This window comes from Streptomyces sp. FH025 (assembly GCF_017427025.1).
Lineage (GTDB): Bacteria > Actinomycetota > Actinomycetes > Streptomycetales > Streptomycetaceae > Kitasatospora.
The window spans coordinates 1-10,619 of sequence record NZ_JAFLNG010000228.1; the positions used below are offsets into that span (position 1 = coordinate 1).

Annotated in this window: 9 protein-coding genes, 1 pseudogene and 1 riboswitch; of the genes and pseudogenes, 7 read left to right on the forward strand and 3 right to left on the reverse strand. The window is 71.9% G+C overall.

All coding sequences use genetic code 11. The features are described 5' to 3' along the window. Both J0670_RS17870 and J0670_RS17875 read left to right on the forward strand, forming a co-directional pair. Window positions 1–483: DUF5134 domain-containing protein (locus J0670_RS17870; protein WP_207812605.1), on the forward strand; the 483-nt coding region annotated here is incomplete at its 5' end. Window positions 484–645: 162 nt separating this feature from the next. Beyond that, window positions 646–1,593 carry a M56 family metallopeptidase gene (locus J0670_RS17875; protein WP_207812606.1) on the forward strand — a complete coding sequence of 316 codons (948 nt, stop codon included), beginning with the start codon at window positions 646–648 and terminating at the stop codon, window positions 1,591–1,593. A gap of 39 nt (window positions 1,594–1,632) precedes the next feature. Here the strand turns inward: J0670_RS17875 and J0670_RS17880 are convergent, their stop codons facing one another. Beyond that, entirely contained in the window at window positions 1,633–2,070 is a 438-nt protein-coding gene (locus tag J0670_RS17880; protein ID WP_207812607.1) for a MarR family winged helix-turn-helix transcriptional regulator, read from the reverse strand. Between the two features lie 87 nt (window positions 2,071–2,157). Here J0670_RS17880 and J0670_RS17885 point away from each other — a divergent pair, with 87 nt between their 5' ends. Beyond that, a complete protein-coding gene (locus J0670_RS17885; RefSeq protein ID WP_207812608.1) occupies window positions 2,158–3,672 on the forward strand; it encodes an MFS transporter in 1,515 nt (504 codons plus the stop codon). 229 nt (window positions 3,673–3,901) lie between these two features. Further along, window positions 3,902–4,507 (forward strand): TetR/AcrR family transcriptional regulator, encoded by a 606-nt coding sequence (locus tag J0670_RS17890; RefSeq protein WP_243437167.1) that lies wholly within the window; start codon window positions 3,902–3,904, stop codon window positions 4,505–4,507. Between the two features lie 153 nt (window positions 4,508–4,660). Here the strand turns inward: J0670_RS17890 and J0670_RS17895 are convergent, their stop codons facing one another. Next, on the reverse strand, window positions 4,661–5,527 hold the full coding sequence (locus J0670_RS17895; protein WP_207812610.1) for a helix-turn-helix transcriptional regulator: 867 nt from the start codon (window positions 5,525–5,527) through the stop codon (window positions 4,661–4,663). Between the two features lie 418 nt (window positions 5,528–5,945). On the opposite strand from J0670_RS17895, the pseudogene J0670_RS17900 reads away from it, so the two are divergent. After that, window positions 5,946–6,410, forward strand: a pseudogene (locus J0670_RS17900) (ATP-binding protein); the annotation flags it as partial. A gap of 464 nt (window positions 6,411–6,874) precedes the next feature. On the opposite strand, the gene J0670_RS17905 reads toward J0670_RS17900, so the two are convergent. Next, window positions 6,875–7,138, reverse strand: coding sequence for a DUF397 domain-containing protein (locus J0670_RS17905; protein ID WP_207812611.1), 264 nt, complete (start codon window positions 7,136–7,138; stop codon window positions 6,875–6,877). A gap of 560 nt (window positions 7,139–7,698) precedes the next feature. On the opposite strand from J0670_RS17905, the gene J0670_RS17910 reads away from it, so the two are divergent. After that, the gene (locus J0670_RS17910) at window positions 7,699–8,643 is read left to right on the forward strand and encodes a hypothetical protein (RefSeq protein ID WP_243437168.1); all 945 of its coding nucleotides are present in this window, start codon (window positions 7,699–7,701) and stop codon (window positions 8,641–8,643) included. Window positions 8,644–9,095: 452 nt separating this feature from the next. Beyond that, window positions 9,096–9,256: riboswitch (cyclic di-AMP (ydaO/yuaA leader) on the forward strand. Then, window positions 9,243–10,520 (forward strand): transglycosylase family protein, encoded by a 1,278-nt coding sequence (locus J0670_RS39940; protein ID WP_207812612.1) that lies wholly within the window; start codon window positions 9,243–9,245, stop codon window positions 10,518–10,520. Its footprint overlaps the riboswitch before it by 14 nt. Window positions 10,521–10,619 lie beyond the last annotated feature (99 nt).

Consider the following 10,619-nt stretch of genomic DNA (forward strand, 5'->3'; position numbering starts at 1 on the left):
GGCACCACCAGCACCGCCGGCTCCCCCTCCAGCCACACCCACCGCCTGCTCGCCCGGGAGTCCGACGCCGCCGAAGCCCTGATGGGGCTCGGCATGGCCGCGATGGCCGTCACCGGCGCCAGCGTCCCACCCGCCCTCTGGGCCGTACTCTTCGGCGTCCCCGCCACCGGCTTCCTGCTCGCCGCCCTGTACGCCCCCACCGGCCGCGCCCACCGGCTGCACCACGCCCTCGGCGCACTGGCCATGACGTACATGGCCCTCGCGATGACCGCCTCCCCCGGCGGGCACCACCACACCACCACCCTCGGCGCCCCCCTGCTGACCGGCATCCTGCTCCTCTACTTCGGCGGGTACTCCCTCTGGGCCGGATCCCGCCTGCTGCGCACCCCCACCGGCACCCTCGTCCTCGGCACCGCCGGCCTCCCGCGGGCCTGTCGGCTCACCATGGGTCTCGGCATGTTCGCCATGCTCCTGACCATGTAATGCTTCCGACCAGGTGACGCCCTCCTCCGTACGCCCAATCCCCCGGCCCGCGCGTGGCGTTGGTCACTGGCCGGCCGAAAGCCGTTCCACCGGACGTCAACAGCGCATAGGTTGGCGGGGAGCGCGCTGTCGCGTTCCGTGCGTACTCGGGGAGCCCATGCGATGACTGCCCTGATCGGCCTGCTGCTGCTCGGACTGCTGCTCTCGACCGTCGCGCCCCGGCTGCTGGCCCGGGCCCGCTGGGCGGAGCGTGAACCGGTGCTGGCACTGCTGGTGTGGCAGTGCCTCGTGGTGGCCGTGCTGCTGTGCTGCGCGCTGGGCCTGGTGCTCGCCGCCTCCGCCGCCCAGCCCGAGCTGCGCGCCCTGGTGTTCGCGGGCGCCCCGCACGGCGTGGAGGCCGCGTACGGCCTGCAGGACGCCGAGGGCTGGGGCCGGCTGTGCGCCGCGGTGCTCGCCGCGGGCGGGCTGCAGACGGTGCTGGCGCTCACCCGTGAGGTCCGTACGGCCAAGGCCCTGCGCGACCGCCGGCAAGCTCAACTCGCGACCCGAGCACCCGAGTTGCCCGAGGCGATCGCCGCCGCACGGAGCAGTCGGGAACGGCTGGTGGTGCTGGAGAACGTCCGCCCCGAGGCATGGTCGCTACCCGGTCCGAACTCGCGCCTGGTGGTCACCACCGGGGCTCTCCGGCAGCTCACCGACCGGGAGTTGGCCGCCGTGCTGAGCCACGAGCGCGGACACGTGCGGGCCCGGCACCACTGGCTCCAGCAGTTCGCCCAGGCGCTCGCCTCCGGCTTCCCCGGCGTGGGCGTGTTCAGCACGTTCCGGGACCAGGTGGCGGAGCTGGTCGAGCTGGCGGCCGACGACCGGGCAGCGCGCCGTCACGGCCGGCACACCACCGCCCTCGCGCTCGCCGAACTCAACCTGGACCGCGGGGTGTTCGGCTCCTGTCCACCCGGTCTGGCGCAGTCCCCGAAGCGGGTGGACCGGCTGCTCGCGGGCCGCCCGCGACTGTCCGTCCCGCACCGACTGCGGCTCACTGTGGTCGCCCTCGCCGTCCCGGCCGCAGTGGTCCTGCTGGCCGTCGCCCCGGGTCTCAACTCACTGCTCTGAGGCAGAAATTCCGGACCCCACGGGACAGTTGACGCGTGGTCACTCCCCAGAAGGCCCAGGCCGGACAGGCCCGAGCGGTTCACTGAGGGTCTGCCCGAGCACCTCGCGGTGCAGCGGCCGGGCCTGCACGTAGCGCTCCCGACCCGCCTCGGTCAGGGTGACCGTGACTCCCCGCCGGTCGCTCTCGCACATCGCCCGGGTGACCAGTCCGCCCTTCTCCAGGCGGGCGATCAACCGGGACAGCGCGCTCTGACTGAGATGGACGGTGGGCGCCAGCTCGCTCACCCGCAGTCCGAGGCGACCTCCGGCCCGGCACCCCTCCACCAGTCTCTCCAGCACCTCGAACTCACTCATGCCCAGTCCGTACCTGTCGCCCAGCTCGCGGTCGAGCGCACAGGAGGCGGCGGCATGGCGGGCCAACAACTCGCGCCATTCCGCGACGAGGCCGGCCTCCGCCGGGGAGTCAAGTTCAGCCACGCCGCCACCCTAGCACGTGTTCGGTAAATTTATGCGTTCACATCTAATTCATTTGCATTGAATGCACGTGCATGTACTGTCCTCCCCATGACCACCGCGACCGTCACGTCATCCGACGCCCCGTCAACCAGCGGGTTGAACTGGACACCCCGCCTCTGGGGCACCCTGATCGTCCTCTGCGCCGCCATGTTCCTGGACGCCCTGGACGTCTCGATGGTGGGCGTGGCCCTCCCCTCCATCGGTTCCGAGCTGAACCTCTCGACCTCCACCCTGCAGTGGGTGGTCTCCGGCTATGTGCTCGGCTACGGCGGCCTGCTGCTGCTCGGCGGGCGCGCCGCCGACCTGCTCGGCCGCCGCCGGGTCTTCCTGGTCGCCCTGGCCGTCTTCGCCGCCGCCTCGTTGGCCGGCGGCCTGGTCGACGACGGCGCCCTGCTGATCGCCGCCCGCTTCCTCAAGGGCGTGAGCGCCGCCTTCACCGCCCCGGCGGGCCTCTCCATCATCACCACGACCTTCGCCGAGGGCCCGGCCCGCAACCGCGCGCTGTCGATCTACACCACCTGCGGCGCCAGCGGCTTCTCGCTCGGCCTGGTGCTGAGCGGCCTGCTCACCTCGGTCGGCTGGCGCTGGACCTTCCTGATGCCCGTTCCGGTCGCGCTGCTCGCCCTGATCGTGGCCGTCCGGCTGCTCCCCCGCCCCGTCGAGGAGCGCGCCAAGGGCGGTTACGACGTGCTGGGCGCGATCACCGGTACCGCGACCGTGCTGCTGCTGGTGTTCACCGTCACCGAGGCCCAGGGCGCCGGCTGGCTGAGCCTGCGCACCCTCGGCTCGCTGGTCGTGGTCGCCGCGCTGGCCGCCGCCTTCCTGCTGGTCGAGAGCCGCACCGCCCACCCGCTGGTCCGGCTCGGCATCTTCCGCAACGGCTCGGTCGCCCGGGCCAACCTGGTCGCCTTCGCCATGACCGGCGCGTACGGCGGCTTCCAGTTCGTCGTCACGCTCTACCTCCAGCACCTGCTCGGCTGGTCGGCCCTGCAGATGGCGCTCGGCCTGCTGCCGGCCGGCGCGTTCATCGCCCTCTCGGCGCCGTTCATGGGCCCGATCGTGGACCGCTTCGGCACCGGGCGACTGCTGCCGATCGGCCTGCTGGCCCTGGTCGGAGCGTTCGCGCTGTTCCTCCGCCTGGACGAGCACAGCTCGTACGTGGGGCTGGTGCTGCCCTCGATGCTGCTGCTCGGCGTGGGCTTCGCGCTCGCCTTCCCCTCCGTGAACATCGCCGCCACCGACGGCGTGGACGACGAGGAGCAGGGCCTGGCCTCGGGCCTGGTGAACACCGCGATCCAGGTCGGCACCGCAGTGGTGCTGGCCGGGGCGACCGCGATGATCACCGCCGGCAGCGCGGGCGGCGACAGCTCGCAGGCCCAGCTGGACGGGTACCGCCCGGCACTGTTCCTCGTCACGGCGGTCGCACTGGTCGGGCTGATCATCGCCGCGGTGGGCGCCCTGGTGGACCGGCGCCGGAATTCAACTCCCCTGCAGGTGCCGGATTATGATTATCCGCCCGCCGGGTCACCCACGACCCGGACCGAAGTCCTGACTGAGCACTGACCCGTGGCCTCCGCCCGCGGCCGACCCCTTGGCCGTCGGGCACTGGCGCCGGCTCCACCAAACCCCCGTGTTGGTGGAGCCGGCCGTCTTCGTACCGGCCGCCCGGACAGCGCCCGCCAGGGCACGGTTCCACGGCGCAGCCGCCGGCTCCGCAAGTATATTGGCTCGGAGCCAACGAACGTTCGGAGCAGACACGATGGCACCCCGGGGGGATTCGGTCAATGAGGAGATGCGGCAGCGCTCCCGCCGCCGCATCATGCGGGCCACCGTCGAACTCGTTGACCAGCGCGGTTACGCGGGCACCACGCTGACCGACATCGCCGAACGGGCCGGGCTCGCCCGCGGTCTGCTCTCGTACTACTTCGACGGCAAACGGCTGCTGATGCAGTCCGCGACGCACCGGATGATGCACCAGGCGCTGTCCGGCGCCCTGGCCGAGCTGCCGCCGGGCGTCTCCGCCGAGGCCCGGCTGGCCCGCGCGATCGACGCCGTCCTCGCACTCGCGATGGACCACCCGAGGGTGATGCGCTCGCACCTGGCGCTGATCCTCGACCCCGACACCGGCGCCTTCATCCAGGACCCGGAGCAGCAGCGGCTCGGCGCGATCCTTCAGGGCCTGCTGCGCGACTGGGGCGCGCCCGACCCGGTCGCCGAGCACGCGGTGCTGCGCAGCGCGCTGATGGGCGGTTGCATCGGAGTGCTGCTGCCGGGTGCGGAGATCTCGCTGGCACCGATCCGGGCCGACCTGTTCCGCCGCTACGACCTCGCCTGGGAGCTGGGCCGCCCGCCGCAGCCGCTGCCGCCGGAACGCGAACGGCCGTCGGCCCGCGGCTGACGGCGGGCGAACGGCCCGGAGGCATTCGGTCCGGCATGCGATCGGACCGATCCGGCTGATCCGACCGATCGGACGATCGGTCGGCTGCCGTGCGTTCCACTACCGAGGGGCCTCGCGAGGGAGGGAATCTCACAGGCCCCGTCAGGCAGCGGGTCAGCGTTCCTTCAGGATCGAGGCGAGCAGGTCGATCGTGCGCTCGGGCGTGAGACTGTCGACACAGAGCCGTTCCATGACCTGGATGTAGGCGTCGACGTCGTCCCGCTTGTCCAGGTAGAGCGCGCTGGTGAGCTGTTCCAGGTAGACGACGTCCGCGAGGTCCTGCTCCGGGAAGCGCAGGATGGTGAACGCCCCGGACTCCCCCGCGTGCGCGCCGAAGCGGAACGGCATGACCTGGATGACCACGTTGGCCTGCTCGGCGACGTCGATCAGGTACTGGACCTGGCCGCGCATCACCTTGGGCCCGCCGACCGGCCGGCGCAGCGCGGCCTCGTCGATCACGGCCCACAGCCGGGGGCTGGCGCCCTCGGTCAGCAGCTTCTGGCGGCGCAGGCGGAGGCTGACCCGCCGCTCGACCTCCTCCTCGCTGATGACCGGCCGACTCTGGCCGAAAACCGCCCGTGCGTACTCCTCGGACTGCAGCAGTCCCGGGATGAACTGCACTTCATACGTACGGATCAGCTGCGCGGCCTCTTCGAGGCCGACGTACGTCTGGAACCAGCCCGGCAGCACGTCGTTGAAGCTGTGCCACCAGCCGGACTTGTTGGCCTCGCGGACCAGCCCGAGCAGGGCCTCCCGCTCCAGGCCGTCGTCCACGCCGTACAGGCTGAGCAGGTCGGCGACGTCGCGCTCCTTGAAGCTGACGCGGCCGAGCTCCATGCGACTGATCTTGGACTCCGAGGCGCGGATCGCGTAGCCCGCGTCCTCCCGGGTGATGCCGCGCGTCTCGCGCAGGCGTCGCAGCTGCGAGCCGAGGAGGATCCGGCGGACCATCGAGCCGCCGCCCGGCTGAACTGTGGTCATGCGGTCGAAACCTCCACCTAGGGCAAACAGCGCACAGTCTGCCATCAGTTGAGCGCTCACGGTGCCGATACTGACGGATGTTCCTATCAGTTCTGCACTCCGCACACCAGGATGCACGTGCATCCGGCGCTTGCATATGCCAATAGTGCGACTGCACGTGAATCGACTCTTGCATCTGCAGTGAGCGCACACCACCATGGTGCACGTGCACCTGCACATCCCTGGCAATCCCGCGGGCTCCGCGTCGACCCCACGCGCGACTCCGTGCACCGACCCGGCGGCGTCCCCCACGCCATCGGGCGTTCGAGTGCGCGCGCGCCTGGTCGAGGGGGCGGCCGAGCGGCCGAGCGAGTCGGAGGTGACCGGCATGACCCCGGCGGGTCCAGCCGTGTCCGCCCCCTTATGGGAGGAGCTCTTCATGAGCACCGGTACGGCTTTGGCGGTTGACCCCTATGTGGTCACCTGTACGCTCGCTCCCCGCTTCGAAGCCGTCAGAACCGCACGCGACTTCGCCCGGACCGCCCTGCAGCGCTGGGGCCTGATGGAGCTGTTCGACGACGTCGCGCTGGTGGCCTCGGAACTGGTGACCAACGCGCTCCGGCATGCGATCGGCGCACGACCCGACCCGTCGGGCGGCGCCCAGGGCGAGTACGACTTTCCCACACGGCCGGTCGCGGACGGCCGGCTGCCGATCCGAATAAGCCTGGTGCACCGCGCGCCCCAGGTGGTCTGCGCGGTGAGCGATCCCAGCAGCATCGGTCCGGTGGCCCGGGAGGCGGACTTCGTCGCCGAATCCGGCCGCGGACTGCACCTGGTGGAGTCGTTCAGCCGCTCCTGGGGTTGGCACCCGCTGGGCAGCGGCAAGGTGGTCTGGGCCATGTTCGAGGCGGAGCCGGTCATCGGCGGCGGGCTCGACGGGCACTCCGGCCCGGACGGACGCGTCGGCCTCGACGGGCACGGCGAGTTCGGCCCGCACGGCGAGTTCGGCGGACGCCCCGAAATCGGTGGACGGCACCGGCGCTCGGCCTAGCGTCGCACGGCGCACGGCCGGCCGAGGGACGACCCGGGAGGACCACACCCCGGGGCACGGCCCGGGAGGACCACACCCCGAGCCCTCCGGCCGGGCCCGCAGCGGACCCCCGCAGCAGGCCCGCCGACACCCCGACGCCGGGCCCCGGAGCCGACTACCGCGGCCCGGGCCTCGACGGCCCCGAGGTCACTCGGGCTCACCCCCGCAGGCTCCGCCGTACGGCCCTCCAGGGGGTCGGCGAGGAGTGGGGGCAAAAGACAAAGGCCGTCGTGGTGTCAGCACCCACGACGGCCCCCCGATGGTGGAGCGGCGGCCGGTCAGACCGCCAGGTGGTCGAACTCCCCGTCCTTGGCCCCCAGGAGCAGGGCGGCGATCTCGGCCCGGGTGTAGATGAGCGCCGGACCGTCCGGGAAGCGCGAGTTGCGCATCGCGACGTCGCCGCCCGGGAGGGCCGCGAACTCGACGCAGTTGCCCTGGGAGTTGCTGTGCCGGCTCTTCTGCCAGACCACCCCCTTGAGGTCGGCGGCGGCCATCCCGTTGTGGGTGTGGTTGGAGCCGTACGTGTCCTGCGAGTCGTGCATAGAAGTCTCCCGAAGAGCTCCGGAGTTGTCGTCCAGCGCGGCGCCCCGGCACCTGCCGAACGAACGGACCGGCCCCGTACCGGTCCGGCTAACAACGCCTCACTTGACGCGATGATAGCCGCAGTGCACGTGCATCAGCACGGGACATTGCAGGTGCACGAGGCCTTCCACCCGCCGCCCCGAACTCTTCACGGACCCTTCTCCCGACGGTACGTAAACGGACATAGCCCACTGAATCGACGACCCGTCGATAACCGGCCGTGAGCGGCCCCCCGCTGAATGTTGATCTTCGAACGCCTGGAGTCGCGCCGCCGTGACCCTCCGTCAGGTCACCCTCCGGCTGTGAGACATCTCACGCGCCACAGGTGCAACTCGACACGTCACGGCGCACGTCTGGGCAATCGACGGCGACCGCGCGAGGGTTGGGCGAGGAATGTCCGGATTGTAGGCAAACCCGCCGGACCGGCGCGGCCGACACACCATCACGGCACCTCGACCATCCGGAACCCGCACGGCAGCCGACTGCGGGCCTGACGGGGCGATGTCCTACGATCTCCGGCATGAGCACCGCAGCCATCCCGGGCGCGCCACTGCCCGTCCGTACCCCAGGCTCCCGTGCGCGGGGGCGCCACCGCCGCCCCGAGCGCCCCGAGATCCCGGCCGGCTCCCCGGCCCTGGTGCTCGCCGTGCCCGCGACCGCCGGGCCCGAGTCCCGTTCGGTCGTCGAGGAACTGCTCTCGATCGTCCGCAGCGAGCACCACGGCGTCCAGGCCGCGGTCGGCTACCTCCCGGCCGACGGCGCCGAGGTCGAGGGCGGCGAGGAGCGCACCGTCGCCGAGCTTCTGGCCCTGGCCGCCGAGACCGGGCAGCCGGCGCCCGTCGTGGTGCCGCTGGTGCCCGGCCCGCACGACTTCCTGAGCGGGCTTCACGCCCTGGGCGCGGAGTACGGCGCGACCGTCACCGACGCGCTGGGCCCGCACCCGCTGCTGGCCGAGGCGGTGCACGTGCGGCTGTCCGAGGCCGGCCTGGCCCGGGCCGACCGGGCCCGGCTGTTCGCCATCGCGACCGCCGCGGACGGCGTGGTGCTGACCACCGTCGGCGGCGAGGACGCGGCCGCCGCGGCCGGGATCACCGGTGTGCTGCTGGCCGCCCGACTGGCCGTCCCGGTCGTCCCCGCGTCGCTCGACGTGCCCGGCTCGGTGGCCGCCGCCGTCAACCACCTCAAGGACACCGGCTCCCAGCGCCCGGCACTGGCCCCGCTGGTGATCGGGCCGGAGGCGGACTCGGAACTGCTCGCCACGGCCGCCGAGGAGACCGGCTGCCCGTCGGCGGCGCCGCTGGGCGCGTACCCGACCGTCGGCCAGCTGATCGCCTCCACCTACCTGGCCGCGCTGCCGGCGCCGTCGCCGGAGGATCTGGCCCGCGCCGAGGCGGAGGCCGCCGCCGGGGCCGAGGGGGGCTCTCGCGGGGCCCACGCGGCCGCTGAGGGCGCCGCCGGGCTGTAGCCCGGGCCGCACCGCCTGCCGACGCTCACCGAGGGCCGGGAACGACTTCGTTCCCGGCCCTTCGGCGTGACCCCTATCGGAGTTACGGGAGTTAAGCACCCAATGAGTGCAATGTCCGTTCTGGTGCGGTTTGTCGATGAATGGCCCATGCATTGTTCGCCGCGCGATTCACCATCGCTCCCCCGTTTTCGCGGGTGCCCCCAATCGCGCTTCAACGCGCCGTCACGCCATTCCTGAAGCGAAGCCAGTTGTGGGAATCCGTCGCCACATTGCCGGAAAACGATCATTTTCGATCATGAAGAACGGGCAATTTGGCACTTCCCTCTAAACCGTGATGCGCGTCACAGGTATTTGCAGTTTGAAGTTCAGTCTGCTTAACGTGCTCCCCGTTCGTGACCACACGAACCCAGTTCATCCGCGACGCCGAGTCCTGCCGTCGGATGTCCTGGCAGCGCGAAAACGCACCACGGCAGGAGCGGGGGACCCACAGGTAAGTCGCCCCGGACCGTTCCTCGGAACGGCCCAGGGCTAGGGGTGAAGCCGCGCCCACAGCGCGGCCGGGCAACTCCAGCCCGAATCCGACAGCTCACCTCGCAGGCGTGGGAGAGGACCGCGTCTTCATGCTGCCCACCAACGGCACCCGTCTGTCCGGCCGCACCCGCCGCGTGATCGCCGCCCTCGGCGTCGCGGGCGTCGGCCTCACCGTTCCCTGCCTCACCACCGGCACCGCCAACGCCGCCTCCGTCGCCACCTGGGACGCCGTCGCCCAGTGCGAGAGCGGCGGCAACTGGGCCATCAACACCGGCAACGGCTTCTACGGCGGCCTCCAGTTCACCTCCAGCACCTGGGCCGCCTTCGGTGGCACCGCCTACGCCTCGCAGGCCAACCAGGCCACCAAGGACCAGCAGATCGCCGTCGCCGAGAAGGTCCTCGCCTCGCAGGGCCCGGGCGCCTGGCCCGTGTGCTCCGTCAAGGCCGGCCTGACCAAGGGCGGCACCCCGGCCGCCGTCGACACCTCCGCGGCCACCAAGCCCGCCACCAAGCCCGCCACCAAGCCGGCCCCGGCTCAGACCCCGGCTCAGACCCCGGCCGCGAAGCCCGCCAAGCCGGCCGCACCCGCCCAGGACCAGGCGCAGGCCCGGCCCCAGGCCCAGTCCCCGGCGCAGGCTCCGGCTCAGGCCCAGGGCGGCGACTACACCGTCGTCGCGGGCGACTGGCTGTCCTCGATCGCCGACAAGCACAACGTGCAGGGCGGCTGGCAGCACCTGTACGACATCAACCGCGGCACCCTGACCGAGGGTCCGGACACCATCTACCCGGGCCAGCAGCTGAGCTTCGGCGACGGCGGCAAGGCCCAGGCGGGCCAGTCCGCGAACGGTGGTGCCGTGAACACCCAGCCGACCGCGCAGACCCAGGCCCCGGCCGCCAAGCCCGCCACCAAGCCGGCTTCGAAGCCGGCCGCCCAGGCGCCGGCGCAGAGCCAGACGCAGACCCAGGCCCCGGCCCAGACCGCCACCGGCAGCATGGCCGCCGCGGTCGCCTTCGCCCAGTCGAAGGTCGGCCAGGCGTACGTCTACGGCGGCACCGGCAACGGCGGCTGGGACTGCTCCGGCCTGACCCAGGCCGCGCTGCGCGCCGCGGGCATCTCCGTGCCGCGCGTCGCCGCCGACCAGGCCGCCGCCAGCACCCACGTCTCGCTGGACAGCCTGCAGCCGGGCGACCTGCTCTTCTGGTCGAACAACGGCAAGGACTCCGGCGTGTACCACGTCGCGATCTACATCGGCGGCGGCAAGTACGTCGAGGCCGCCAACCCGAGCTCGGGCGTCCGCCTCCAGAGCATCGCCAACTGGGCCCCGGACTTCGCCGGCCGGGTCTGAGGACCGCGAACGGCCGACGGACGACGGGAAACAGCTGACGGGTAACGAATCACAGATAACAGATTTCATCATCTGTCAGCTGTCGTCTGAACGCTGACC